Source organism: Catellatospora vulcania, assembly GCF_009720385.1.
GTDB classification, from domain to species: Bacteria; Actinomycetota; Actinomycetes; order Mycobacteriales; family Micromonosporaceae; genus Catellatospora; species Catellatospora vulcania.
Map to the genome: position 1 here is coordinate 106,733 of NZ_WARX01000034.1, position 25,003 is coordinate 131,735.

The following is a 25,003-nucleotide window of genomic DNA, read 5'->3' on the forward strand; positions in this document are numbered from 1 at the left end:
CCCTCATCCGGACGGGGACCGGATGAGGGAACCGGTGGTTCACGCGACCGGCTGGAAGTAGTGCTTCGCGCCGTAGAAGGCGACCTTCTTGCCGATGACCGCGCCGTGGTGGTCGGCGGTGCGGAAGTGGATGCCGGCCCACACGCGGGCGTCGATGATCTCCTTGCGGGCCTGCGAGAACCGGGTGAAGCTGCGGGTGGTGCCGGTGACCGCGTTGAAGCCGGAGAAGGCGACCTGGTCGGTGCCGAAGAAGTCGGTCAGCGCGTACGACCAGGCGGAGATGTTGCAGGAGTGCCCGGACGAGTGCTCGTACCAGGGCGGGGTGTCCAGCAGCGGGGTCCAGGACGGGTCCGGTTCGGTGGCCGGGTTGCCGTCGTCGGCCGCCTCCTGGATCGCGGTGACCGGCCGCCAGGACTTCCAGTGCGCCTTGTCGTTGTGGCACGCGATCACGGCGTCCGCGGTGGACAGTCCGACCTGGGCGAACAGCCGGGCGCTGTCGTCGGCGGACAGCCCGTGGCCGGTGGCCAGCGCGCGCAGCATCGCCTCCTGCGGCACCGCGGCCCACCAGCGGGCCGCGTCGGTCTGGTCGGCGGTGCGCGTGGTGCTGGTACGCGAGCCGACCGACTTGACCTCGTTGAAGTCCTCCGCGTACGCCGCGCTGGTCAGCGGGTTCGGCCCGGCCGAGCGCAGCGCCGCGACGTCGGGGACGAGGAACGGCTTGACGTTGCCCGCCCAGGGGGCCGGGTCGATCGCGAACGCGGGCGGCGTGGGCCGCCACTGCCCCGGCTCGGTGCCGATCACCACGTCGGCCGGGCCGCCGCGCCCGTCGCCGGTGCGCGCGGCGATCATCGCGGCCGCGGCCTGCTCGCCGTCGGTGATGCCGCCCAGTTTCGCGGGGCCGTCGGGCACGGCGGCCAGTGCGGTGTCGTACTTGCCCTGCAGCGCCGTGGCCTGGGCCGGGAACAGGTGCGCCAGCATCCGGAAGGCGGCGGTGGCGGTGGCGGCGTCGACCGAGTCGCCCGGCTGCGCCTCGACCTGCACCAGGTACGGCCGGTGGGTGCGGGTGATGCCGTTGACCGCGTCGTAGACCGCCCCGTGCACCATCGCCCGGTTGATCAGGGCGACGTGCGGGATGAACGGCCCGGCGTTGCGGATCGTCTCCTCGGTGTGCTGGTTCCAGGTCACGACCGCGTTGACCGCGGACAGCGCGACCGCGGGCGCACCGGCGGGGACGAGGGCCGCAGCCGACGCGGTGAGGACGGTGAGGACTGCGCCGGTACGGCGGGATCGGAGCCGCATGAACTCTCCCGGGGGCACGTGCCCGCCCCGGATGGGCCGGCAGCAACGTGTCCATTGTGCAGTCTTATGACCGGAAAACGAACCTACCGCACCGGCGGTTCACCGGAAAGATGCAGGTCAGCCGCTTGCTGCCTGCCGCATGGCACGGACCGCCGTGCGCAGTGCCTGCGCCAGGCAGATCGCTTCCAGGGCCGACATCACCGGCGCGGACAGCTCGAACGCGTACGAGTCCGGATGGAAGGTCAGCACCCCGGTCGTCGGGGTGATCCGGCCGAACGGCCGCCCGCCCGCGGCGAACTCGAACCGGCGGTCCGACCAGATGCTGGTCTTCATCACCTCGACGGTGCGCCCGCTCGCCAGGGTGACCACCGCGCCGTCGATCGGCCGCCAGAAGCCCAGCCGCAGCTCGACGACCCTGGCCCCGGACGGGGCGGTGACCTCGTACGTGCGCCCGGTCATGCCCCGCGCGACGCCGTCGGCGACCGGGTTCCCGGCCGGGTCGAGGATGCCGAACCGCTGCCGCACCGTCCAGAAGTGGTACTGGACCAGTGCCACGGTCTGCCCGTCGGCGAGCACGACCGGCGACGTCCCGGTCGGCACCACCTTGTCGGGCAGGTAGAGGGTGCCGGTGAACGGCTGGGTGAGGGACATACCGCGCACCCTAGGGGGTGCGGGCAAAGGTGCCCGGGGCTCCCCTGGCGGGGGGAGCCCCGGGCGGCCGGTCACGCCGGCGGGGTGCCCCAGGAGAGCACGCCGCCCGCGTATCCGGGGATGGCGGGCGCGTCCGCGAACGCGGTGTTGGCGCCGCGGCTGTAGTCGCCGACCTCGTTGAACGGACTCCAGTCGGCCTTGTGCAGCCGCAGCTGGACCTCTCCGGTCGACGCCCCCGCGGCGAGCGTGCCGCCGGTGAACGCGATCTCGACGTAGGTGTCCGCCCCGGCGACCGGCGTGGCCAGGTTCACCACGGTGGTGCGCACGTTCGCGCAGCCGACCTGGGCCCAGTCGCAGTACACCGTCACGCCTGCCGCCCCGTCGCGGGTCAGGTAGTAGCGGGCGGTGACCGTGGTCAGGCCGATCGCGGCGGTGCCGCTGTTGACGACCTGTACGCCGAAGCGGATCGAGTTGTCCGTCGGCGAGCCGTCGTTGTTCTTGTAGCGGACCGTCAGCCCGCCCCCGGTCGGCGGCGCCGTCGTGGTCGCGGTGATCGGCGCGGACCACACGGACGGGTCACCGGCGGCGTTGCGGGCCTGCACCGTGTACGTGTACGCGGTGCTCGGGCTGAGCCCGGTGTCGGTGTACGACGTCCCGGTCACCACGGCCACCTGGACGCTCCCGCGCCGCACGGCGTAGCTCACCGCGGTCGGCACCGCGTCCCAGGTGATGGTGAGGGTGCTGCTGCCCGTGGCGGTGACCCGCAGGTTCTGCGGCGCGGCGGGCGGCACCACGTCGCCGCTCTGCGTCGTCGCGGTCACCGCCGTCGACGCCGCCGACACGTAACCGCCCGCGTCACGCGCCCGGACCGTGTACTGGTACGCCGTCGACGGGGTCAGGCCGGTGTCGGTGTAGGACGTGCCGGTCGGCGTGCCCACCTTGGCCGTGCCGCGGTACACGTCGTAGCCGACCACGCCCACGTTGTCGGTGGACGCGTCCCAGGCCAGCCCGACCGACGTCGCGGACGTCGCGGTGACGCGCAGGTTCGCGGGCACGGTCGGCGGGGTGACGTCGGGCGGCGTGCCGCCGGTCAGGTCGGCCGCGTTGCGGTCCAGGTAGGTGGCGACCCAGGCCAGCGGGGCGTTCCAGTTGATCGTGTTCTCCTTGGAGCCCCACGCGTCGGGCGCGGTGTTCTTCGGCGCGTAGGACTTCGCGGCCGGGCGGCCGGTGGGCGTGGCCGGGTCGTTGATCAGCTCATTGTTCGGCCCGCCGGCCAGCCAGCCCTTCGGGTACGCCAGCCCCGGATACTTCCCCCACGCCCAGCGGTCGTGCAGGTCGCTCTCGCTGTACTCGCCGTAGCCGGTGACGTACGACAGGCGCATCGCGTTGTTGCCCATCAGGTAGTCCATGGCCCGGTTCATCGCCTTGAGGTAGGCCAGGCTGCCCGAGTCGTCGTAGGCCACACCGAGCACCAGCATCCGGTTGGCGATGAACGAGTTCGAGCCCCACGGGTACGCCGAGGCCCCGCCGATCAGCGACGGATAGCCCTCGCCCCGCAGCGTGGTGACGATCTGGTCGGCGAAGGCGCGCACGTTCGCGCGCATCGTCGAAAGGTCCGCGGCGGGCAGATCGTTGGCAACGCTGACCAGCGACAGCGTCCCGGTCGCGGCGACCTCGGCCCAGTCGAACTGACCCATCTCCCGGTAGTGCGGCGACCCGGTGACCGCGGTGCGGTAGCCGGACACGGCGGAGTCGGCGCGCTTGAGCGCGGTCAGGTACAGCTCGGCCGCGGCCGCGTACCGGTCGTCGCTGTTCTTCGTGTCGCCGTAGTCGCCGCCGCCATCGGCGTCGGAGGTGGTGTTGTAGTCCACGTTCGGCTGCGCCTCGGCCCTGGTCCAGGCGTCCTTCGCGATGCCCCACAGCGTCGCCGCACGAGCCGCGTCATAGGGCGCCAGCACCCGCGCGAGCTGCGCGTTGGTCCGCGCCACCGCGTAGGTCGCGTTCGTCGACGGGCCCATCGCCGAGCGGGCCAGCCCGTTCTCGGAGTCGACCGAGGTCACCGGGAACGCGCTCCAGGCGTGGTTGTGCACCTTGTGCGAGGCCAGGCCGGTCGACGGCAGCAGGCCCGCCATCCAGCGCGAGCCGAACTCGACCTCGTCCAGCAGGTCCGGCCGGCCGTTGGCGCGCTCCGGGATCGACAGCGAGCCGTCGCCGTACGCGGCGGGCTCCCGTTCCAGCAGGTTGAGCAGCGTCCACGCCGACACGGCGTGGTTGACGGTGTAGATGCCGAAGTCGCCCGCGTCGGCCCAGGAGTAGCGCACGTTCAGCCGCTGGCTGCCGCACCAGCTGTTGAAGCAGGGCACCGACTCGTCGCCGGGGTGCAGGGCGGCGTGGGCGTGCCCGGCGTTCTGCAGGAACTGGCCGTCGACGGCCGCGCCCATGCGGTGGAAGTAGAAGTACTGCATCGCCTCGCGGCCCAGGGCCGGATAGAGCGAGGACGCCGAGATCGTGAACGGCACGCTGGTGCCGACGCCGTCGACCCACAGCACGTAGTCGCCGGGCGTGGTCAGCGCGGTGAAGTCGGCCTGCTGAACCGTGTCGCCGGAGGCGCGGTCGCTGCCGTACACGGTGGTGGTGCCGGAGGCGACGGCGGTCCCGCCGCTCGCCTGGCGCACCTGCCAGGCACGGGCGCCGCCGGTGGCCACCACCGTGGCGATCTTGTCGGCGCCGGTGAGGTAGCCGATCTGGTTGACCCGGACCGGGCTGGTGTCGACGTCGGCCGCCGCGGGCGCGGCGGGCAGCGGGAGCAGGAGGGCGGCGGCCGCGGTGGCGAGCACCAGGCGAAGCCGCCGGAAGGACGGACGTTTCATCGTTGACTCCAGTGATCGGCTGGATGGTCGGCGTTCCCGCGCCCGCGGAACGCGCCGGGGAGGACGGCGCGTCCCGCGGGCCGGGCGGCCCGGCCGGGCCCCGGATCAGGGCGCGAGGCCCTGACGGGCCGCATCGGACAGGCGGGACCGGCCGGCGGCGGGGAGGGGCCCACCGCCGGCCGGGGTGGTCACGGCACCGCGATGGCGCAGCTGGTCACGGTGACCGTGCCGGAGCCGGTGGCCACGAACCCGAAGGTCGTGCTCGCCGTGGGCGCGAGCGAGCCGTTGTGCGGGGCGTTGGTGACCGTGTTGCCGGTCCGGTTGCCGTTCCACAGGTTGCTGATGGTCAGCGTCGCCGGGATGTTCAGCACGACCGACCAGGCCGCCGACGTCATGGTGCTGGTGTTGGTCACGGTGACCTCACCCTGCATGCCGCCCTGCCAGGAGCCGGTCACCCGCACGGTCGCGGTGCAGCCGCTGCCGCCCCCGCCGCCGCCGGACGTGGTGCCGGTGACCGCCGCCGACGCCGCCGAGACGTTGCCCGCCGCGTCCCGTGCCCGCACCGTGTACTGGTACGCGGTCGACGCGGACAGCCCCGTGTCGGTGTAGGTCAGCCCGGAGACCGTCGCGACCTTGGTCCCGGCGCGGTAGACCTCGTACGCGGTGACGCCGGTGTTGTCGGTGGCCGCGCCCCAGGACAGCGACACCGAGCTGCTGGTGACGCCGGTGACGGACGGGTTGCCGGGCGCGGACGGGGCGATGGTGTCGCCGCCGGTGCCCCCGCCGCCGTACACGTCGGCGAGGTTGTAGCCCGTGGTGCTGGTCGCGCCGCCGAGCCGCACCTGGTGGTCGAGGCTGACGAACTTGCCCTGGTGCTGCCACAGCGCCGGCTTGAGCAGGTTGTACTTGGCGGTGTCCCAGGTGGCCCAGTCGTCGAGCAGCAGGCCGCCGGTGTCGCCGGAGTTCGGGTTGAGCACCCAGAACGTCTGGTGCAGGCGGTACTGCACGATCAGGTCCCGCAGCGCGGTCATCCACTTGTCCTGGCGGGCGTCCTGGCCGAGGCGGCCGCCCCACTCGCCGACGAGCAGCGGCGCGATGCCGTCCTCGTGGATGTAGAACCAGTTCGGCCGCCACACGTCGTTGGTCAGCGAGGCCTTGTCGAACGTGCCCTGGAACCACGGCTGCTCGTAGACCAGCGGGCCGTAGTCGTGCGGGGAGTACATCAGCTGGTCCTGGTTGGCGCCCAGGTTGACCGGGTTGGTGCGCACACCGCGCAGGTTGCCGCCCCACCAGTTGTAGAAGTAGTTCGGCGTCAGGTCAGGGTCGGTGTTCGGGGAGTTCCAGGTCTCGCCGGGGCGCGGGTAGACCTCGATGCCCTCGCACAGGATCAGCACGTTCGGGTTGATGGCCAGGATGCGCTTGCCCGCGGTCTCGCAGGCGTACTTGAAGTTGTCCTGGTCGGTGCTGTTGTCCCACTTGGCCCGCGGGGGCTGGTTGGGCGTGCCGTGCGGCTCGTTCTTGATGTCCATCGCGACGATGGTGTCGTTGTTCTTGTACCGGTTGGTCACCCACTCCCAGCCCTGGTAGAACTGCTCGGTCGTGATGGTGCCCTTCCACCAGACCGGGTGGATGTGACCGGAGTTGTCGGCCTCGGCGCTGTGCACGTCGAGCATGACCTTGATGCCGTACTGCTCGCACAGCTGCAGCCAGTAGTCGAAGATCTGCAGGTTGTTCTTGCCGGCCAGCTCGGGGTTGGCGTACGTGTTCACGTTCGGCGCGGCGACCGTCTGCCCGGCCTTCCACTCCAGCAGCAGCTGGGTGGAGATCGGCACGCGGACCAGGTTGATGCCGCGGTCGGCCATGCCCTTGGTGATGGTGGTGATGTTGCCCGACCACAGGCCGTGGAAGACCCGCTCGGAGGCGTTGAAGCCGAACCAGTTGACGCCGGTCAGCCACACCTCGTTACCGGCCTCGTCGACGACCTTGTTGCCCTGGACGTGCAGCCAGTCCTTCTCCGGCACCGCGGCCGCGGCGGTGGTCGGGGCGAGCACGGCCGCGCCGGCCGCCAGCGTGGTGGCCAGCGTGGCCAGCGCGAGGGGGATGCGCAGTCGCCTGCTGATCCCCGCCTTCCTGGTGAGTGCCATGGAGAACCTTCCGGAAGCGGTGGTGCGGGCGGCGATCGGTGCCGCCCACAGATCGGGAGCGCTCCCATTCACGGGCCGGGTACGCCCGCTCCCCCGGCGGGCACCGAGGGTGGCGCGGACGGCCCGCCTAGGCGGGTCCGCCCGGCTCCCGACCGTGCCGACGACCGTCCGGAGTAGACCAGACATCGACGACCGTGAACGGGAGCGCTCCCATTTGTGTTGGAGCGTAAGGCTCCCGTAACCCGGACGCAACAGTCTCCGTCAATCCCGCGCCTCGACCGGCACGGCCGACCTTGCGACTGGAAGCGCTCTCACGACATCATCCGACCCATGCGCAGTATCACCAAGCCCGTGCTGTCCGATGCCGACATCGCCCGCCTGATCAGGCAGTGTCTGGGCGAGCACGCGGTCGTCGCCGGGCACGAGGAGTTCACGGACGGCTACTTCAACGCCGCCCACGCGGTGCGCCTCGAAGACGGCCGCGAGGTGGTGCTGAAGGTCGCGCCCGACAAGGGCCTGACGATGCTGACCTACGAGGTCGACCTGATGCACACCGAGATCGAGTTCTTCGAGCGGGCCGCCGCCGCGGGCGTGCCGCTGCCGAAGATGTGGCACGCCGACGCCGAGGGCGGGGTCATGGTCATGGACCGGCTCCGCGGGGTCTCCTTCGAGCAGGCCAAGCAGACGATGGCCGCCGAGCAGGTGCTCGCGGTGCGTCATGAGCTGGGCCGCATCGCCGCGGCGGTCACCGCCGTCACCGGCGAGCGCTTCGGCTACCCGCGCCGCGACGGACGCACCCGCTCGGCGTCCTGGCGGGAGTCGTTCCTGTGCTTCGTCGACGACATCCTGGCCGACGCGACGGCCACCGACCGGCCGCTGCCCCGGCCCGCCGACGAGATCCGCGAGCTGGTCGTATGCCACGCGCCGCTGCTCGACGCGGTGACCGTGCCCGCGCTGGTCCATTTCGACCTCTGGGACGGCAACGTGTTCGTGCTGCCCGACGGCGACGGCTGGCGAGTCGAAGCCGTCATCGACGGCGAACGCGCGTTCTACGGCGACCCGGTCGCCGAGCTCGTCTCGCTGATCTCATGGGTGCCCGACGACCAGGTCGCGGCCACGGTCGACGGGTTCCTGGGCCGGGCGCTGACCACCGCCGAGCAGACCCGGCTCACCCTGTACCAGATCTACCTGTGGCTGATCCTGGTCGCGGAGACGGCCGTGCGCGGCTACCCCGAGAAGGAGAACGGGGAGCTGCTGGCCTTCGCCGGCGGACGGCTCGCCGCGGATCTGGACACCCTCGCAGCGGCATGAAAGTTACAGGCGTGACCGGTGATGCCATTGTGATCAACTCGCCATGGAAAGGCCCCGTAAAGGTGTTTTGATAGGTGACATGAGCACTCCCGCGATCCTGACCGTGGACGACGACCCGAACGTCTCCCGCGCGGTGGCACGTGACCTGCGCCGGCACTACGGCGAGAACTACCGGGTGGTGCGGGCCAGTTCGGGGGCCGAGGCCCTGGACGCGCTGCGTGAGCTGAAGTTGCGCGGCCAGCAGGTCGCCGTGCTGCTGGCCGACTACCGGATGCCGCAGATGAACGGCATCCAGTTCCTGGAATCGGCGATGGACCTCTACCCGCGGGCCCGCCGGGTGCTGCTGACCGCGTACGCCGACACCGATGCGGCGATCAACGCGATCAACCTGGTCGACCTGGACCACTACCTGCTCAAGCCGTGGAACCCGCCAGAGGAGCACCTCTACCCCGTCGTGGACGACCTGCTGCAGTCATGGCTGGCGACCCCGGACGCGGCCACCGCCGAGCTGCGGGTGGTCGGCCACCGCTGGTCCGCGCACTCCTACAAGGTCCGCGACTTCCTCGCCCGCAACCTGGTCCCGTTCCGCTGGTACGTCGCCGACGACCCCGAAGGCGCACGCCTGCTGGCCGCAGCCGGGCTGACCGCCGACGACGTGCCGCTCGTGGTGACCGCCGAGGGCAAGACGCTCGTGCAGCCCAACGAGGCCGAACTCGCCGCCAACATCGGCCTGACCACCACCCCGGCCTCGGACTTCTACGACGTGATCGTGGTCGGGGCAGGCCCCGCCGGGCTCGGCTCGGCCGTGTACGCCGCCTCCGAGGGCCTGCGCACCGTGCTCGTCGAGCGCCGGGCCACCGGCGGGCAGGCCGGGCAGAGCAGCCGCATCGAGAACTACCTCGGCTTCCCCGACGGCGTGTCCGGCGCGCAGCTCACCGAGCGGGCCCGCCGCCAGGCGCTGAAGTTCGGCGCGGAGCTGCTGTCGGCCCGCGAGGTCACCGCGCTGGAGACCTGCGGCTCCGCCCGCGTCGTGCACTTCTCCGACGGCAGCCGCATCGCCGCGCACAGCGTGGTGCTGGCCACCGGCGTGTCGTACCGGATGCTCGACGTGCCCGGCTGCGCGGACCTCACCGGCCGCGGCGTGTTCTACGGCTCGGCGGCCACCGAGGCGCCCGGCTGCAAGGACGAAGAGGTGTACATCATCGGCGGGGCCAACTCGGCCGGCCAGGCCGCCGTCTACTTCTCCCGGTACGCCAGCCACGTGCACATGCTCATCCGCGGCGAGGACCTGCGCCGGTCCATGTCGCGCTACCTGATCGACCAGATCGAGGCGATCGAGAACATCACGGTGCACCCGTACACCCAGGTCCGCGAGGGCGGCGGCGACGACCACCTGGAACGCATCACCCTGGTCGACACCCGGACCGGGCAGGAGAGCACGGTCGACGCCTCCTGGCTGTTCATCTTCATCGGCGCGGAGCCGGGCACCGACTGGCTGGACGGCGTGGTGGCCCGCGACGAGCACGGGTTCGTGCTGACCGGGCCCGACCTGCTGTCCGGCGGCAAGCGCCCGGCCGGGTGGCAGCTGTCCCGCGACCCCTATCACCTGGAATCCAGCGTGCCCGGCGTGTTCGCCGCCGGCGACGTGCGGTCCGACTCGGTCAAGCGCGTCGCCTCCGCCGTCGGCGAGGGCGCCATGGCCATCTCACTCGTACACCGATACCTGGAGGGGCAGTGACCACCGAACTCACCCCCGAGCTGCTGCGCGAGCTGTTCCTGTTCGAGTCGCTCGACGACGGCCAGCTCACCTGGCTGGCCGAACACGGCCGCGTCGAATGCATCCCCGCCGGTCCCGTCTTCGCCGAGGGCGACGAGGCCACCTGCTTCTACGTGCTGCTGTCGGGCACCGTCGCGCTCAGCCGGCAGGTGCACGGCGACAGCATCGAGGTCAGCCGCACCGACCAGCGCGGCGTGTACGCCGGAGCCACCCAGGCCTACCTCGGCGACCGGGTGCCCCAGAAGTACGTGCACTCCATGCTGGCCGTCTCCGACACCGAGTTCTTCGTGCTGCCTGCCGCCGACTTCGGCATCGTCATGCGCGACTGGTTCCCGATGGCGATGCACCTGCTCGAAGGCCTGTTCTTCGGCATGCGCAGCATGCAGACCCTGGTCGGCGAGCGCGAGCGCCTGCTGGCCCTGGGCTCGCTGTCGGCCGGGCTCACCCACGAGCTGAACAATCCCGCCGCGGCCGCCGTGCGCGCCACCGCCGTGCTGCGCCAGCGGGTCGCCGGGATGCGGCACAAGCTGTCGCTGATCGCCGACGGGCGGCTCGACGGCACCCGGCTGCGCCAGCTCGTCGACCTGCAGGAGGAGGCCGTCAAGCGGATCGACGGCGCGGCCCAGCTCACCCCGGTGCAGACCTCCGACGCCGAGGACGCGCTGGCCGACTGGCTGGAGGAGCGCGACATCACCGGCGCGTGGGACATCGCCCCGACGCTGGTCGCGGGCGGCGTCGACCAGGAGTGGCTGGAGCAGGTGTCCAGCACCGTCGGCGCGGAGAACTTCGAGTCCGCGGTGCGCTGGCTGACCTACACCCTGGAGACCGAGCTGCTGATGGGCGAGATCGAGGACTCGGTCTCCCGCATCTCCGGCCTGGTCGCCGCGGCCAAGCAGTACTCGCAGCTGGACCGCGCGCCGTACCAGGAGGTCGACGTCAACGACCTGGTCAAGGCGACCCTGGCGATGTTCGCCGGCAAGGTCACCAAGGACCTCACCGTGGTCAAGGAGCTGGACCGGACCCTGCCGAAGATCCCCGCGTACGCCGCGGAGCTGAACCAGGTCTGGACCAACCTCATCGACAACGCGCTCGGCGCGATGAACGGCGCCGGCACGCTCACCATCCGCACCGGCCGGGAGAACGACTGCGTGTTCGTGGAGATCGGCGACACCGGCGGCGGCATCGACCCGGCGATCCGGCCGCGCATCTTCGAGCCGTTCTTCACCACCAAGCCGGTCGGCGAGGGCACCGGGCTGGGCCTGGACATCTCGTACCGCATCGTGGTCAACAAGCACCACGGCGACATCAAGGTGAGCTCGGAGCCGGGCGACACCCGGTTCCGGGTGCTGCTGCCGATCCAGGAGACGCCCGTCGAGTGAAGACTCAGCGGTCCAGGTCCCGCAGGATGCCCTCCAGGATGGCCGGGGTGTCCTGGGGCGGCGCCGCGTCCACGCACAGCTGCTCCATGACGGTGACGTACTGCTCGACGTCCTCGCGTTTGTCGAGGTAGAGCGCGCTGGTCAGCTGCTGCAGGTAGACCACGTCGGGCAGGTCGTGGTCGGGGAAGCGCAGCAGCGAGAACGCCCCGCTGCTGAACGCGTGGCCGCCCTTGTCGAACGTCATCACCTGCAGCGTGACCTTCGGCTGCTTGGTCACCTTCAGCAGCGCCGCGATCTGGCTGCGCATCACCGCCCGCCCGCCGACCGGCCGGCGCAGCGCCGCCTCGTCGACCACGGCCCACAGGTGCGGCGGGTTCTGCCGGTGCAGGATCTGCTGGCGGGTCATCCGCAGCTCGACGCGGCGGCTCACCTCGGGCTCCGGCTTGCCGCCGTGGCCCAGCATGATGACCGCCCGGGCGTAGTCGGCGGTCTGCAGCAGACCGGGCACGAACTGCACCTCGTACGTCCGGATGATCTGCGCGGCCGACTCCAGGCCCAGATAGGACTGGAACCAGGCCGGGTAGACGTCGCCGTACTGGTGCCACCAGCCCGGCTCGTTGGCCTGCCGGGCCAGGGCGGCCATCGCCTCCCGCTCGGCCTCGTCGGTCACCCCGTAGTAGGTGAGCAGGTCGGCGACGTCACGCTCCTTGAAGCCGACCCGGCCCAGCTCCATCCGGCTGATCTTCGACTCCGAGGCGCGGATCTGCCAGCCCGCGTCCTCCCGGCTGATCCCGCGGGACTCCCGCAACCGCCGTAGCTGTGCTCCGAGGAGCATTCGCAACACGGTAGGACCGCCGCCCGACCCACTCTCCGGGTCTGCCGCCATTCGTGCGCCCTCCGCCTGCCCGCCCGCGTGATCTCCTGCGCATACTGTCGCAAAGCACGGGCCGACTGTCGAGAATCAACGGTCAAGAAAGTAGATCGTCGAAGTCCCCGTCGTACACACCCAGCAGAAACGCGTTCATCTCCGCCCGGGTGTAGATCAGCACGGGCCCCAGCGGGTCCCGCGAATGGCGTACGGCGAACCCCGACCCCCCGGGCAGCCTGCCGATCTCCACACAGTTCCCGTCAGCCCCACTGCGCACGCTCTTGCGCCACGCGACCGCGGCGAGCTCCTGTGCACCGCCGTGGATATGCGTCATCGCGATCCTCCGCCCCCAGAGAGAAAGCAAGGCCCCGTGCAGATGACACGATCATCTGCACGTGCATCAGCGCTTGCTTTTGCACAGGATAGCCGTGCATCATGGGGTCGGCTAAGCGAACACAGTCAATGGAAGCGCCACTGTTGGCCACCCCTTCGGCGGCGCTACCCCCTCCACCTGGGCAGACGGCACGGACCCTCCCGGACCGGCAGGCTCAGCCTTTCTCGGGATGCGGCTACCTCCCGGGCGCGTCGCGTTACGCGGTGTGACCGAAGGCGGCCTGATCCACGGACGTGGGGAGTCGCCGGCAAACCGGCGCGAGCCACGTCGGAATGTTCCGCCCCACAGGAGGACGACCGATCCATGGCACCACCGAAGACACACCCCGACTCGCGAGCCGTGGCCGACGTCGTACCCGCCGACGCGTACGCGCCCCACGACCGGGTCTGGGTGTACCGCGACGGCCAGTGGCGCGCCGGCATCGTGTACGAAGCGAGCAGCCACGCCGCCACCGTCATCTGCCGCTCATCCACCGCCCGCGGCACGGAAGTCGAGATCAGAACCGCGCGTTACGTGGCGCGGCGCGACCGCATCGACCTGTCGATCGACGCGCTGAGCTACGTCTGACCCTCCTCAGGTCACCGCGGGGCGGGTCCTGCAGGTCAGCGCTTGCGGGCCATGCCCGCCCAGTAGAAGGCGCCGTTCGGGTCTTCCAGCTCGCTGTCGGGGTGCCAGGCCATGACCGGCACGACGCCCGGCTCGACCAGGTCCCAGCCCTCGAAGAAACGCGCCACGTCCACCTTGGTGCGCGGGATGACCGTCATGCCGCCGCGCTCGGCCGAGGAGCGGATGACCTCCATCGCCTCCTCGTCGAACTCGCGGCCCGGGTGGGTGATGGTGAGGTAGCTGCCCGAGGGCAGCGCATCCATCAGCTCGCGGGTGTGGCCCCACGGGTCCTCGGTGTCCTTGAGCAGCATCAGCACGGCGACCATCATCAGCGCCACCGGCTTGCTCAGGTCCAGCGTCTGCAGCAGCGCGGGGTCGGACAGGATCTCCTGCGGCTTGCGCAGGTCGGCGTGGATGTACTCGCTGCGGCCCTCCGGCGAGCTGACCAGCAGCGCCCGCGCGTGGGCCAGCACGATCGGGTCGTTGTCCACGTAGACCACCCGGGTCTCCGGGGCGATGGCCTGCGCGTCCTCGTGCAGGTTGGGCCGCGTCGGGATGCCGGTGCCGACGTCCAGGAACTGCCGGATGCCCACGTCGGCGACCAGGTACTTCACCGCGCGGCCGAGGAACCTCCGGTTCTCCTTGGCCATCGTCTTGATGGTGGGGATCGCCTGGATGAAGGCGTCACCCATGGCCCGGTCCGCGGCGAAATTGTCCTTGCCGCCCAGCCACCAGTCGTACATCCGCGCCGAGTGCGGCGTCCTCGTGTCGACGCCCGGAGGCGCGACCTCCTCGCCGCCCGCACCCGAACCGCCGTCCTGCGACACTGACGCCTCCATTGACCGTCGTGGTGAATGCAGCGGAAGCATAGACCCGCACGGACACGCCAGGCCACACCCAGTGCCACGGAAGTGCTACGGAGAGATCATCACAGTGCTCCACCCAGGACGGCCGGTTGCGCCACGGCAGCCCGTGGGCGGGCGATCAGCGCAGGCACCTCCGCGGTGAGCGTGGCCGCAGGACCGTCCCGGTGGTCCAGAACGGACTGCAGGATCTCCCCCGCCCGCACCGCGGTCGCCGACAGCAGCGACGACGTGATGCCGTGCGAGTGCTCGGTGCCGCCCTGCAGGTACACCCCGCAGACCAGCTCGGACCCGGCCGACAACCGGTAGTCGCGCCCTGCGACAAGGCGGCCGTCACCGTCGCGGAGCACGTGCCCGGCGAGGTCGCCGAGCAGGCCCGACGGATCGGCCTGGCGGTAGCCGGTAGCGCACACCAGGATGTCCGCGTCCAGCGCCGTACGCTCGCCGGTGAGCAGCGAGGACACCTCGACCCGCACCCGGTCGCCGTCGTCGTGCACGGCAGTCATCCGGCTCGCGTTGAAGATCCGCAGCCGCTCCTGGCCGAGCACCTTCTCCTGGTACACCCGCCGGTAGAGGTCGTTGATGAGGTCGAGGTCGACCACCGAGTAGTTCGTGCTGCGGTGGTAGTCCAGCAGCATCTGCTTGGTCTGCTGCGGCGCGGTGAAGAAGTCGTCGACCGCGCCCGGGTCGAAGATGCGGTTGGCGAACGGGCTGTCGTCGGCCGGGCTGTAGCCGTACCGGGAGAAGACCGCGCAGATCTCGGCCGACGGGAAGCGCTCGTGCAGAAACGCGGTCGCCTCGGCCGCGCTCTGGCCCGCGCCGACCACCACGAACCGCTTGGCGCCGGACCACTGCCCGACCTGGTGCAGCAGGTCCTGGGTGTGCCAGACCCGCGGCGACGGCGCGACGCCGTCCGGCAGCTGCGGGGACAGGCCGGTCGCGAACACCACGTTGCGCGCCCGCAGCGCCGTCGCGGTACGCGGGCCCTGCGCCACCACCATCAGATGGTCGGCCCGGCCGCGTTCGTACACCGGGTGCACGTCGATGACCTCGTGGCCGTACCGGACCATGCCACTGACCTGCGCCGCCGCCCACTCCAGGTAGTCGTGGAACTCGACCCGCAGCGGGTACAGGCTCTTGTGGTTGATGAAGTCGATCAGGCGGCCCCGGCTGTGCAGGTAGCACAGGAAGCTGAACCGGCTCGCCGGGTTGCGCAGGGTGACCAGGTCTTTCATGAACGAGACCTGCATGGTCGCGTCGTCGAGCAGCATGCCGCGGTGCCAGCCGAATGCGGCCTGCCGTTCCAGGAAGACGGCGCTGACCGGGGCCGGGCTCTCCGCGGCGGCGATGGCCAGGGCCAGGTTGGACGGACCGAATCCGACGCCCACGATGTCGTGTACGACATCCCCGCCAAACGATTGTTCTGTCATTGGGGTCCCGTTCCTAAGCATCGCCGGCGCGCTTCCTCGCCGACACTTAGGTTAGGCTAACCTACGCCAATCGGCTTGCCAATACGGGGCCGCTTGCAATGCAGGTCGTGAATGGAATTCTCATCCACGACAGTGAATTAGGCAAGGCAAACCTCAGGAGTCGAGGCGGATCAGCACTTCTTCACGTCCGGCCTGCGCCGATCCCGCGTCGCCTGGGCGGCCACCGAAGGCGGACACCGCTGCGGCCCCGGCGTACGCGGACGTGAGCAGGAATGCCGGCAGCAGCCAGAACGGGTCCGCCTCAGCCATGCCGAACCGGGCCCCCGCGCACAGCAGCAGGCCGCCCGCGGCCATACCCAGCAATGAGACAGCCCACGGCCGCGGCAGCCGCAACATCCGGGCCAGCAGCAGCCCGGCCAGCAGCCCGCCGGGCACACCGAGCAACGCGAGCAGGAACACCCGGGCCGCCGGGACCAGCGGCGAGCCCATCGCGGCGTCCTCGGCCGACGCCGTGTCGACCGCGAACGCGACGTCGGCGAAGTGCACCAGCAGGGCCAGGAGCACGGTCATGGCCAACCCGATCGGCAGGCCACGGCACGCGTAGGCCAGTGCCCGGTCGGCGGTGGCCGCGATTCTGATCTCCTCAGGCGTCATGCGGCCATTTGATCAACGAGAGACGGTTCGCGCCGTCCTCGCCACCGAACCTTCACGAAACGTTGCCGGCTCACCCGTACAGGTGCTCCGGGACCAGGCCGAGCAGGCGGTCGGCCAGGGACAGGTCGAACGGGACGGTGCGGCCCGGCATCGGCGCGCGCCGCGGCACCTCCGGGTGGAAGCGGTCGAGCAGCTCCTCGGTGGGCAGCGCGGCCAGCGTGATCGGGGCCGCCACGAAGATCTCGTGAGCGCCGGCCAGCGGCCGGGTCAGTGCCAGCCAGTTCGCCGTCGCCGCGTCGCGGTCCTCCAGGTACGCCCACAGGGAGCGGGCCCCCTGCACCGGGTCGGCCCGGTAGTGCGAGGCGAACGTGGGCAGGCGCTCGGTCATGCCGCCCAGCAGCGGGAACCGCAGCGTCACCACGGTCATGCCGTAGCGGCGCGCGATCATCTGGCCGATCTGCTCGTCGACCTGCTTGCTCAGCGCGTACGGGTCCGCGGCCAGCAGTGGATGTGCTTCGTCAACGGGCAGGTAGCGGGGCGCGATCGGCTGCGGCGACCAGGCGAACCCCAGCGCGGACTGGCTGCCGGCCAGCACCGCCCGGGTCACCCCGGCCTGTGCCGCCTGCTCCAGCACGGTGAACGTGCTGCGGGTGTTGCCGCAGAACACGTCCTCGGGCGTGCCGAGGGTCGGCGACGGGATCGCGGCGCAGTGCACCACAGCATCCACCCCGGACAGCGCCTCGCGGACCGCCCGCACGTCGCCGGTGTCGCCGACCACGAACCGATCGGCCGGCAGGCCGCCGGGATCGTGCAGGTCGAGTGCCGTTGCGGCGACCCCCTCGCGAGCGAGCAGGTCGAGGGTGGCCCGCCCGAGACGCCCCGCCGCTCCGGTCACCAGCACCCGGTTCACTGACGCCACCATCCGGTCCCACAACGATTGATCACGACACCGTTCTACCCGGCCGCGGCCCCGCAACCACAATCCCCAGCGGCCTGGCCGCGATAAACCGGACAAATCGCCCGGCAGCGGCTGTACCGGCGTGTTGGTCCGGGCGTGGCATGCTTGGCAGTCCGACCTTTGAACAAGGAGTACACGTGTCGACTGGCGAGGCCGTCCAGGCCGCCCCGGCACGGCGGTCCCTGCGACCGCTGCTGTTCGGCCTGACCGTGACCACCGTGCTGGGCCTGCTGTTCGGCGTGCCGTGGTGGACCCTGCTGCTGTCCGGCGCGCACTGGCCGACCCCGGTGGTCGCCGCCGGCACCGCGCTGTTCGGCCTGGCCGCGCTGGCCTTCCCCTTCCTGATGTTCCAGGGCCACGCCCGGGGCAACGACCGGGCGTCCCGGATCGCCGACACCACACTCGGCGTGATCTGGGTGCTGTTCGTGTGGGCGCTGCTCGGCAACGTGCTGCGGGCCGCGCTGGCCGTCGGCGGCGTCGCCGACCCGCTGCGCTCCCGCATCACCGCCACGGCGGTCGCGGCGGTCGCCCTGGTCCTGGTCGTCTGGGGGTACGCCGAAGCCATGCGCGTGCCGCGGGTGCGCCGAGTCGAAGTCGTCCTGCCCCGGCTCGGCAAAGGCCTCGACGGCCTCAAGGTCGTCCTGCTGACCGACACCCACTACGGCCCGATCGAGCGTTCCCGCTGGTCAGCCGGAGTCACCAGAGCGGTCAACGCATTGGACCCCGACATCGTCTGCCACACCGGCGACATCGCCGACGGCACCGTGGCGCAGCGCACCGCCCAGGCCGCGCCGCTCGGCGACATCCGCGCCAAGCTGGCCCGCACCTACGTGACCGGCAACCACGAGTACTACGGCGAGGCCGAGGGGTGGCTCGCGCACATGCAGCAGCTGGGCTGGGAGTGCCTGCACAACCGGCATCTGGTGGTCGAGCGCGGCGGGGACCGCCTGGTGGTGGCGGGCGTCGACGACATCACCGCGTCGCATTCGCGTACCGGGCACTCGATGGACCATGCGGCAGCGCTCGCCGGGACCGACCCGGACCTGCCGGTGCTGCTGCTCGCGCACCAGCCCAAGCAGATCACCGCGGCCGTCGCGCACGGCGTGGACCTGCAGATCTCCGGGCACACCCACGGCGGCCAGATCTGGCCGTTCCACTACCTGGTGCGCCTGGACCAGCCCGCCGTGCAGGGCCTGTCCCGCCACGGCGAGCGCACCCAGCTCTACACCAGCCGCGGCACCGGCTTCTGGGGCCCGCCCCTGCGCGTCTTCGCCCCCAGCGAGATCACCGAGCTGACCCTCCGCAGCGCCTGAGCATCACCCCGCGGCCCGGGGGCCGGGCGGGGCACGATCCGGTCGCAGATCGGTCAGGACTCGCCGTCGGCCTCGGCTTCGCGGCGGGCTTTGGCGCGGCGTTTGCCCTCGTGCATGGCCTGGACGCGGGCGATCGGGATGGTGTGGCCCTCGGCGATCAGGTCGGCGGGCAGGGCCTGCGGCGCGGGCATCGTGTCGGCCCACGGGTCGGTCTTGGCGACCAGGTCGGGCACCGTGCGGATGGTGAAGTCGGCGGGCGTGACACTGTCCAGGTCCGCCCAGGCCACCGGGAAGGACACGGGCAGGCCGGGGCGGATGCGCGGGCTGTAGACGGCGACCACGGTCGCGCCGCCGGAGCGGGTCGCGTCCAGGAAGACCTTGCCGTGCCGGTCCTCGCGGATGAACGCCGTGGTGGCGAGCTTCGGGTCGAGCCGTTCGGCACGGGCTGCCACGGCCCGGGTCGCCGCGGCGACGTCCTCCGGACCGGCCTTGCCGTCCAGCGGCACGAACACGTGCACGCCCTTGCTGCCGCTGGTCTTGACCGCGCCGTCGAGCCCGCAGTCGGCCAGCGCCTGGCGTACCAGCAGCGCGCCCTGCACCGCCTTGCCGAAGGTGTCGTCGCCCTCGGGCGGGTCCAGGTCGAGGATCAGGTGCGTCGGCTGCGTCGGCGTCTGCACCAGGCCGAGCGCCGCGTGGTACTCCACGGCCCGCTGGTTGGCGAACCAGATGAGCGTGCGCCGGTCGTTGCCCAGGGCGTACGTCACCTCGCGGTGGGACGCCTCGGCCCAGACCGCGGCCCGCGGCACCCAGTCGGGCGTGTACTTGGGCAGGTTCTTCTGCATGAACGCCGGCTGCCCGGGACGGATCCGGATCACCGACAGCGCCCGGTCGCGCAGCGCGGGGATGATCCGCTCGTGTACCGCGTCCAGGTAGTCCACCAGGTCGCGTTTGGTCGCCCCGGCCTCGTCGAACAGGGGCTGGTCGAGGTTGGTCAGCGCCACCCCGTCGCGGGTCTCACCGTCTTTCGGCATGTGATCACCATTACCCGACCGGGGCGGCGCGTCAACGCGAGTACGGAAAACGGGGTGGACCGATGTCCACCCCGTCCTCCGTCAGCGGGTCACTGTGCCGGGGCGCGCTTGACCTCGGTCGCCGGGTCGCCGTCGACGGCCGCGGCCAGCTGCGGCACCAGGCCGTCGAGCAGGTACGGCAGGCTCAGCGGGGTGATGAACGAGGTGGCGCCGCCGAGCAGCTCGCCGTTCTCCAGGAACACCTCGCGGGCCTGGGTCTTCACGTCGAGCTTGGCGTACAGCGGGTCGGCGTGGATCTTGGCCTTGTCCGTGTCGTGCTTGTCGACCAGCCAGATCAGCACATCGGTGTCGAGCAGGTCGGTGCGCTCACGGCTGATGCTCTTGCCGAACTCCTTGCCGGTGATCGCGTCGAGGCCCTCGGGCAGCTTGAAGCCCAGGTCCTGCAGCAGGCGGCCGCGCGGGTCCTGGGAGCCGTACACGTAGTAGCCCTCCCACGGCGCCGCGATCAGCGCGGTGGCCCCGGCGAACTTCGGGTTGGCGGACTTGGCGGCGGCGAACTTCGCCTCCACGGCGGCGACGACCTGCTCGGCCTTGTCCTTGCGCCCGACGGCGGTGCCGACGATGCGGGTCGCCTGCTGCCAGGAGACGCCGTAGTCGATGGAGTCCTTGGGCTGGGCCAGCGTCGGCGCGATCTTCGACAGGGTGGCGTAGTCCTCGGCGGTGAGGTTCGAGTACAGGCCGACGATCAGGTCAGGGCGCAGCGCGGCGACCTTCTCGAACTTGATGCCGTCGGTGTTGGTCAGCACCTCGGGCTTGGCCGCGGAGCCGAGCTCGTCGGCCGCCCAGGGCCAGATCGCGCCGGGGTGGCCGCCCCACCACTCGGTGGTGGCGACGGGCACGACACCCAGCGCGAGCAGGGCGTCCTGCTCGACGAGGCCTACCACGACGACGCGCTTGGGCTCGGCCTTGATCTCGGTGGCGCCGTACTTGTGCTCGATGGAGACGGGGAAGGCCGCCGAGGTCGCGCCCTGACTGCCGGAGGTGCCGGACGGCTCCTGGTCGGTGCCGCAAGCGGCGAGGCCGAGGCCGAGGAGCACCGCGGTGGCGGTGGCCGTCAGCGTACGGACGGGAGTGAGAAGCCGCACGGTTGTTCCTTTCTGTGCTGGTGGGACCGCCCCCTGGCGGGTCCCGCCGAGGAGCATAGGTTAGCCTCGCCTAATCTCAAACTCGGGGTGATCAAGGAGCGGTGATGACGCAGACGACCGGAGTGCTGCCCGCGCCGCGGACGGCCGAACCGGCCCGCGCGCCGCGTGCTGGCCACGCGTGGCGGCGCGGCGGGCTGGTGATCGGCATAGTCGCGCTCGCCGTCGTGCTCGCGCTGAGCATCGCGGTCGGCAGCCGCACCATCGCGCTCGGCACCGTGTGGCAGGTGCTCTGGCACGACGACGGCTCCGCGCAGGCCGACATCGTGCACCGGCTGCGTGTCCCCCGCACGCTGCTCGGCCTCGGGGTCGGCGCGGCGCTCGGGCTGGCCGGTGCGCTGATGCAGGCGCTCACCCGCAACCCGCTGGCCGAACCCGGCCTGCTCGGGGTGAACCTGGGCGCGTCCTCGGGCGTCGTCGTCGCGATCGCTTTCCTCGGCCTGACCTCGCCGAGCGCGTACGTCTGGTTCGCCTTCGGCGGGGCCGCGCTGACCGCGACGGCCGTGTTCGCCCTCGGCGGGTCAGGGCGCTTCCCCACCCCGGAACGCCAGGTGCTGGCCGGGGTGTCCATCACCGCCGTGCTCGGCGCGCTGGTCTGGGCGGTGCTGGTCACCAACCGCGGCACGTTCGACCGGTACCGGCACTGGGACGTCGGCTCGCTGGCCGACCGCGACGGCGACACCCTGGTCCGGGTCGCGCCGTTCCTGATCGCCGGGATCCTGCTCACGCTGGCCCTGGGCGGCCGGCTCAACGCGCTGAGCATGGGCGACGAGGCCGCCACGGCGCTGGGCGCGAACCCGGGCCGCATCCGCGTGCTCGGCGTCGCCGCGATCACGCTGCTGTGCGGCGCGGCCACGGCCGCCTGCGGCCCGATCTGGTTCCTCGGCCTGGCCGTGCCGTACATCGCGCGCCTGGTCACCGGACCCGACCACCGCTGGATCCTCGCCTACGCCGTGGTGCTCGGCCCGATCCTGCTGCTAGGCGCGGACGTGCTCGGCCGGGTGCTGACCGCTCCGTCGGAACTGCAGGTCGGCATCGTCACCGCGTTCCTCGGCGCGCCGGTGTTCATCGCCCTGTGCCGCCGCCGGAAGCTGGGTGCCCTGTGAACATGATCACCAAGACGCGCGGGGCCACGCCGAGTCCGACGGCAGCGCGCCGCCGCGCACGGCAGCTCATGCTGCGTACGCCCGGCGGCGCGCTGTCACTGCGGGTGCCCGCCCGTGCCCTGCTCGTCGGGGCCGTGCTGCTGCTGACGGCGGCCGCGATCGCCGTGGTCAACCTGTCCAGCGGGGACTTCCCGATCCCCGTCCGCGACGTGCTGCGCAGCCTGATCGGGCAGGGCGACCCGGGCACCGACTTCATCGTGCACGAGCTGCGGCTGCCCCGGGCGCTGGTCGCGCTGCTGGTCGGCGCGGCGCTGGGCGCGAGCGGCGCGGTGTTCCAGGGCCTGACCCGCAACCCGCTGGGCAGCCCCGACTTCGTCGGCATGACCGTCGGCGCGGCCACCGGCGCGCTGGTCGTCATCCTGCTGCTCGACGGCAGCGGCCTGCAGGTCGCCGCAGGCGCGATCGCCGGCTGCGTGCTCACCTCGGTCGCCATCTACCTGCTCGCGTTCCGCGGCGGCACCCAGGCGTTCCGCCTGATCCTGATGGGCGTCGGGGTGTCCGCGCTGCTGGAGGCGTTCAACTCGTACCTCATCGTGAAGGGCCGCCTCGACGAGGCGCTCGCCGCGCAGGTGTGGCTCATCGGCAGCCTCGGCGGCCGCGGCTGGACCGAGGTCACCATCGTCGGAATCACGCTGGCCGTGCTGCTGCCCGTGGTCCTCTACTACGGCCGCCACCTGAACATGCTGGCGCTGGGCGACGACACCGCGACCCTGCACGGCGTACGCGTCGAGCGCAGCCGGGCGGTGCTCGCGCTGGCCAGTGTGGGGCTGGCCGCGGGCGCGACGGCCGCCGCGGGCCCGATCGCGTTCGTGGCGCTCGCCGCGCCGCAGCTGGCCGCGCGGCTGACCCGCTCCCCCGGGCCGGGCATCCTGCCCGCGGCGGCGATGGGCGCGGCGCTGATGGCCGGCAGCGACTGGGCGGCCCAGCGGGTGCTGCCCGACCACGACATCCCCGCCGGCGTGGTCACCGCCGCGATCGGCGGGCTCTACCTGACCTGGCTGCTGGCCCGCGAGTGGCGGCGCGGCCGATGAGCACGAAGGAGCACGCGATGCAGGCACGGCTGCGGGCCGACAACCTGACCCTGGCGTACGACCGCCGCGTGGTCGCCCGCGACCTCGGTGTCGAGATCGCCGACGGGTCGTTCACGGTCATCGTCGGCCCGAACGCCTGCGGCAAGTCCACCCTGCTCAAGTCGCTTGCCCGGGTGCTGAAGCCGCAGGCGGGCACGGTCTACCTCGACGGCGCGGCGATCGCCTCGCTGCCCTCGCGCCAGGTCGCCAAGCAGCTGGGCATGCTGCCGCAGTCGCCGGTCGTGCCGGCTGGGATCGTGGTCGAGGACCTGGTCGCCCGGGGCCGCTTCGCCCACCAGCGGCTGCTGCGCCAATGGTCCGCCGACGACGAGGCCGCGGTACGCGAGGCGATGGCCGTGACCGAGGTGTCCGACCTGGCCGACCGGTTCGTCGACGAGCTGTCCGGCGGCCAGCGCCAGCGGGTGTGGCTCGCGGTCGCGCTGGCCCAGCAGACGCCGATCCTGCTGCTGGACGAGCCGACGACGTTCCTGGACCTGGCGCACCAGTTCGAGGTCCTCGACCTGTGCGCCGAGCTGCACGAGCAGGGCCGCACCGTGGTCGCCGTGCTGCACGACCTGAACCAGGCCTGCCGCTACGCCACCGACCTGGTCGTCATGCGCGGCGGCGAGATCGTCGCCCAGGGCGCGCCCGAGGCGGTCATGACGGCGGACCTGGTCGAGCACGTCTTCGGCGTGACCAGCCAGGTGATGACCGACCCGCAGACGGGCACGCCCATGGTCGTACCCGCCGATCGCCGTCGTCGTCGTGGCGCCCGCACCGGGCAGCAGAAGGTCTCCGCCTAGGGCCACAACTTCTGGGTTGTGGGCACAACCCAGAAGTTGTGGCGCTCCGGCGCTGATACCTTCGGCCTCCGGTAAGGACCGGAGGCCGCGAGACATCAGGCGACCGGGCTCAGGCCAGGGCCAGTGAGTGCGCGCCCGTCAGGGAGCGCGCGATCTCGCCGGCGCGAACGGCCGTGTTGGACAGCAGCGTCGGGCTGATGCCGTGGGTGTGCTCGGTCGGGCCCTGGACATAGATGCCGCAGCGCACGTCGCCGGTGGTGATGACGCGGTAGTCGCGTTCGACCTGGAGCTGCCCGCCGTCGCGGCGGGCGCAGTGCTCGCCCAGCTCGCCGAGCAGCGAGGCGGCCTCCTGGAGGTGCCGAAGCCGATCCCTGCGAGATCGTGAAGATGTGCGTCCGACGTGGACATATGACCGTTGCTGATTTCATAGTCGGTTACCAGCAATCCCGGCCTTTCGGACGGGAAGGTTCTTGCCGTCACCGGAGCGTGACCGCTTCGGCTTGGCGAAGATCTCTCGCTTCTGTCCGCTGGTGCGGGGTTGCGCCACCTGCCCGCCCACCCGGCCGCTTGCGCGGCCGGGTGGTGGTGCGGGTCTCACGGTCGGCTCCACGAGGGTTCGACGCTTGCGCGTCCTGGTCTCCGGCCACTCCGGTACCAGTCAAAACAGCCGCCGCCACGACGGCGAGGTTACGGGCGGCGTTCGCGTCGCGGTCCATGACCAGACGACACTGTTCGCAGGTGAACACCCGGACGTGCAGCGGCAGCTTGGCTTTCACCGCACCGCAGTCCGAGCAGGTCTTCGACGACGGGAACCAGCGGTCGGCCACCACAGTGACCCCGCCGGCCCACCCGCCCTTGTAGGTCAACTGTCGGCGGATCTGCCCGAACCCGGCGTCGGCGACCTTGCGGGCCAGTCGCCGGTTGGCCAGCATCCCGGCCACGTTCAGATCCTCGACCACCACCGTGCCGTACTCGGCCCGGACCGCGGTCGTGAGCTTGCGCAGCCCGTCAGCACGCAGGTCAGCGACACGGTGATGAACCCGGTTACGTTCGGCATCGGCTTTGACCCACCGCCGCGACGGTGTGCGAGAGCAGTTCGCCATCCCTTCCGCGTGCCGCCCCCGAAGATTACATTAGGGTGGCCTTAGCAAGGTAAGCCTTGCCTTCGGTTTGCGCCAGCGGGCCGAGACGTTTCCACGTTCCAGTCCAGAGGA

Annotated in this window: 22 protein-coding genes; 9 read left to right on the forward strand and 13 right to left on the reverse strand. The window is 71.4% G+C overall.

All coding sequences use genetic code 11. The annotated features are described in order from the left end of the window. Positions 1-39: 39 nt before the first annotated feature. The 4 genes from F6W97_RS37550 to F6W97_RS37565 form a co-directional block, all read right to left on the reverse strand. Positions 40-1,299 carry a vanadium-dependent haloperoxidase gene (locus F6W97_RS37550; protein WP_155375346.1) on the reverse strand — a complete coding sequence of 420 codons (1,260 nt, stop codon included), beginning with the start codon at positions 1,297-1,299 and terminating at the stop codon, positions 40-42. 117 nt (positions 1,300-1,416) lie between these two features. Then, on the reverse strand, positions 1,417-1,950 hold the full coding sequence (locus F6W97_RS37555; RefSeq protein WP_155375347.1) for an LURP-one-related/scramblase family protein: 534 nt from the start codon (positions 1,948-1,950) through the stop codon (positions 1,417-1,419). 71 nt (positions 1,951-2,021) lie between these two features. Further along, complete coding sequence (locus F6W97_RS37560; protein ID WP_155375348.1) at positions 2,022-4,820, reverse strand: glycoside hydrolase family 9 protein; 2,799 nt, start codon at positions 4,818-4,820, stop codon at positions 2,022-2,024. A 188-nt stretch (positions 4,821-5,008) separates the two neighbouring features. Then, positions 5,009-6,964, reverse strand: coding sequence for a cellulase family glycosylhydrolase (locus tag F6W97_RS37565; RefSeq protein WP_155375349.1), 1,956 nt, complete (start codon positions 6,962-6,964; stop codon positions 5,009-5,011). Between the two features lie 330 nt (positions 6,965-7,294). On the opposite strand from F6W97_RS37565, the gene F6W97_RS37570 reads away from it, so the two are divergent. The 3 genes from F6W97_RS37570 (at position 7,295) to F6W97_RS37580 (ending at position 11,431) form a co-directional block, all read left to right on the forward strand. Then, a complete protein-coding gene (locus F6W97_RS37570) occupies positions 7,295-8,275 on the forward strand; it encodes a phosphotransferase family protein (protein WP_155375350.1) in 981 nt (326 codons plus the stop codon). A 79-nt stretch (positions 8,276-8,354) separates the two neighbouring features. Beyond that, positions 8,355-10,013, forward strand: coding sequence for an NAD(P)/FAD-dependent oxidoreductase (locus F6W97_RS37575; protein ID WP_155375351.1), 1,659 nt, complete (start codon positions 8,355-8,357; stop codon positions 10,011-10,013). Then, on the forward strand, positions 10,010-11,431 hold the full coding sequence (locus F6W97_RS37580) for an ATP-binding protein (protein WP_230687299.1): 1,422 nt from the start codon (positions 10,010-10,012) through the stop codon (positions 11,429-11,431). Before F6W97_RS37575 ends, F6W97_RS37580 begins: the two co-directional genes overlap by 4 nt. A 4-nt stretch (positions 11,432-11,435) precedes the next feature. Here the strand turns inward: F6W97_RS37580 and F6W97_RS37585 are convergent, their stop codons facing one another. Beyond that, positions 11,436-12,317: a helix-turn-helix domain-containing protein gene (locus F6W97_RS37585; RefSeq protein WP_155375352.1), complete on the reverse strand. Its 882-nt coding sequence runs from the start codon at positions 12,315-12,317 to the stop codon at positions 11,436-11,438. Between the two features lie 82 nt (positions 12,318-12,399). Continuing rightward, positions 12,400-12,633, reverse strand: coding sequence for a DUF397 domain-containing protein (locus tag F6W97_RS37590; protein WP_155375353.1), 234 nt, complete (start codon positions 12,631-12,633; stop codon positions 12,400-12,402). A gap of 363 nt (positions 12,634-12,996) precedes the next feature. Here F6W97_RS37590 and F6W97_RS37595 point away from each other — a divergent pair, with 363 nt between their 5' ends. Next, positions 12,997-13,260, forward strand: a complete 264-nt coding sequence (locus tag F6W97_RS37595) for a hypothetical protein (protein WP_155375354.1) — start codon at positions 12,997-12,999, stop codon at positions 13,258-13,260. 35 nt (positions 13,261-13,295) lie between these two features. Here F6W97_RS37595 and F6W97_RS37600 read toward each other — a convergent pair whose 3' ends face one another. From F6W97_RS37600 to F6W97_RS37615, 4 genes are all read right to left on the reverse strand, one after another. Beyond that, positions 13,296-14,138, reverse strand: a complete 843-nt coding sequence (locus F6W97_RS37600) for an SAM-dependent methyltransferase (RefSeq protein WP_155375355.1) — start codon at positions 14,136-14,138, stop codon at positions 13,296-13,298. A gap of 89 nt (positions 14,139-14,227) precedes the next feature. Continuing rightward, positions 14,228-15,592: a lysine N(6)-hydroxylase/L-ornithine N(5)-oxygenase family protein gene (locus F6W97_RS37605; RefSeq protein WP_155375356.1), complete on the reverse strand. Its 1,365-nt coding sequence runs from the start codon at positions 15,590-15,592 to the stop codon at positions 14,228-14,230. A gap of 153 nt (positions 15,593-15,745) precedes the next feature. Then, the gene (locus F6W97_RS37610) at positions 15,746-16,246 is read right to left on the reverse strand and encodes a hypothetical protein (protein ID WP_155375357.1); all 501 of its coding nucleotides are present in this window, start codon (positions 16,244-16,246) and stop codon (positions 15,746-15,748) included. Between the two features lie 70 nt (positions 16,247-16,316). Continuing rightward, a complete protein-coding gene (locus tag F6W97_RS37615; RefSeq protein ID WP_230687300.1) occupies positions 16,317-17,156 on the reverse strand; it encodes an NAD-dependent epimerase/dehydratase family protein in 840 nt (279 codons plus the stop codon). Between the two features lie 185 nt (positions 17,157-17,341). Between F6W97_RS37615 and F6W97_RS37620 the strand changes: the two genes are divergently transcribed. Beyond that, positions 17,342-18,517: a metallophosphoesterase gene (locus F6W97_RS37620; protein ID WP_230687301.1), complete on the forward strand. Its 1,176-nt coding sequence runs from the start codon at positions 17,342-17,344 to the stop codon at positions 18,515-18,517. Positions 18,518-18,570: 53 nt separating this feature from the next. Here the strand turns inward: F6W97_RS37620 and F6W97_RS37625 are convergent, their stop codons facing one another. Further along, entirely contained in the window at positions 18,571-19,548 is a 978-nt protein-coding gene (locus tag F6W97_RS37625) for a DNA polymerase domain-containing protein (RefSeq protein ID WP_155375360.1), read from the reverse strand. Positions 19,549-19,637: 89 nt separating this feature from the next. Continuing rightward, positions 19,638-20,693: an ABC transporter substrate-binding protein gene (locus F6W97_RS37630; protein WP_230687302.1), complete on the reverse strand. Its 1,056-nt coding sequence runs from the start codon at positions 20,691-20,693 to the stop codon at positions 19,638-19,640. Positions 20,694-20,797: 104 nt separating this feature from the next. Here F6W97_RS37630 and F6W97_RS37635 point away from each other — a divergent pair, with 104 nt between their 5' ends. The 4 genes from F6W97_RS37635 to F6W97_RS37650 all read left to right on the forward strand — a co-directional run bounded on the left by F6W97_RS37635 (position 20,798) and on the right by F6W97_RS37650 (position 24,174). Then, on the forward strand, positions 20,798-21,856 hold the full coding sequence (locus tag F6W97_RS37635) for a FecCD family ABC transporter permease (protein ID WP_155375362.1): 1,059 nt from the start codon (positions 20,798-20,800) through the stop codon (positions 21,854-21,856). 68 nt (positions 21,857-21,924) lie between these two features. Then, positions 21,925-22,947, forward strand: coding sequence for a FecCD family ABC transporter permease (locus tag F6W97_RS37640; RefSeq protein ID WP_330165004.1), 1,023 nt, complete (start codon positions 21,925-21,927; stop codon positions 22,945-22,947). Further along, positions 22,944-23,789 carry an ABC transporter ATP-binding protein gene (locus F6W97_RS37645; protein ID WP_155375364.1) on the forward strand — a complete coding sequence of 282 codons (846 nt, stop codon included), beginning with the start codon at positions 22,944-22,946 and terminating at the stop codon, positions 23,787-23,789. Before F6W97_RS37640 ends, F6W97_RS37645 begins: the two co-directional genes overlap by 4 nt. A 202-nt stretch (positions 23,790-23,991) precedes the next feature. Then, entirely contained in the window at positions 23,992-24,174 is a 183-nt protein-coding gene (locus F6W97_RS37650; protein ID WP_155375365.1) for a hypothetical protein, read from the forward strand. 91 nt (positions 24,175-24,265) lie between these two features. Here the strand turns inward: F6W97_RS37650 and F6W97_RS37655 are convergent, their stop codons facing one another. Beyond that, positions 24,266-24,892, reverse strand: a complete 627-nt coding sequence (locus F6W97_RS37655; RefSeq protein ID WP_230687303.1) for an RNA-guided endonuclease InsQ/TnpB family protein — start codon at positions 24,890-24,892, stop codon at positions 24,266-24,268. Positions 24,893-25,003: the final 111 nt, after the last annotated feature.

Coding starts and splice junctions, on each gene's coding strand:
- F6W97_RS37585 (WP_155375352.1), bottom strand. CDS start 12,317: ATGGCGGCAGACCCGGAGAGTGGGTCGGGCGGCGGTCCTACCGTGTTG.
- F6W97_RS37565 (WP_155375349.1), bottom strand. CDS start 6,964: ATGGCACTCACCAGGAAGGCGGGGATCAGCAGGCGACTGCGCATCCCC.
- F6W97_RS37635 (WP_155375362.1), top strand. CDS start 20,798: ATGACGCAGACGACCGGAGTGCTGCCCGCGCCGCGGACGGCCGAACCG.
- F6W97_RS37570 (WP_155375350.1), top strand. CDS start 7,295: ATGCGCAGTATCACCAAGCCCGTGCTGTCCGATGCCGACATCGCCCGC.
- F6W97_RS37550 (WP_155375346.1), bottom strand. CDS start 1,299: ATGCGGCTCCGATCCCGCCGTACCGGCGCAGTCCTCACCGTCCTCACC.
- F6W97_RS37555 (WP_155375347.1), bottom strand. CDS start 1,950: ATGTCCCTCACCCAGCCGTTCACCGGCACCCTCTACCTGCCCGACAAG.
- F6W97_RS37610 (WP_155375357.1), bottom strand. CDS start 16,246: ATGACGCCTGAGGAGATCAGAATCGCGGCCACCGCCGACCGGGCACTG.
- F6W97_RS37595 (WP_155375354.1), top strand. CDS start 12,997: ATGGCACCACCGAAGACACACCCCGACTCGCGAGCCGTGGCCGACGTC.
- F6W97_RS37645 (WP_155375364.1), top strand. CDS start 22,944: ATGAGCACGAAGGAGCACGCGATGCAGGCACGGCTGCGGGCCGACAAC.
- F6W97_RS37605 (WP_155375356.1), bottom strand. CDS start 15,592: ATGACAGAACAATCGTTTGGCGGGGATGTCGTACACGACATCGTGGGC.
- F6W97_RS37655 (WP_230687303.1), bottom strand. CDS start 24,892: ATGGCGAACTGCTCTCGCACACCGTCGCGGCGGTGGGTCAAAGCCGAT.
- F6W97_RS37575 (WP_155375351.1), top strand. CDS start 8,355: ATGAGCACTCCCGCGATCCTGACCGTGGACGACGACCCGAACGTCTCC.
- F6W97_RS37560 (WP_155375348.1), bottom strand. CDS start 4,820: ATGAAACGTCCGTCCTTCCGGCGGCTTCGCCTGGTGCTCGCCACCGCG.
- F6W97_RS37600 (WP_155375355.1), bottom strand. CDS start 14,138: ATGGAGGCGTCAGTGTCGCAGGACGGCGGTTCGGGTGCGGGCGGCGAG.
- F6W97_RS37590 (WP_155375353.1), bottom strand. CDS start 12,633: ATGACGCATATCCACGGCGGTGCACAGGAGCTCGCCGCGGTCGCGTGG.
- F6W97_RS37625 (WP_155375360.1), bottom strand. CDS start 19,548: ATGCCGAAAGACGGTGAGACCCGCGACGGGGTGGCGCTGACCAACCTC.
- F6W97_RS37640 (WP_330165004.1), top strand. CDS start 21,925: ATGCTGCGTACGCCCGGCGGCGCGCTGTCACTGCGGGTGCCCGCCCGT.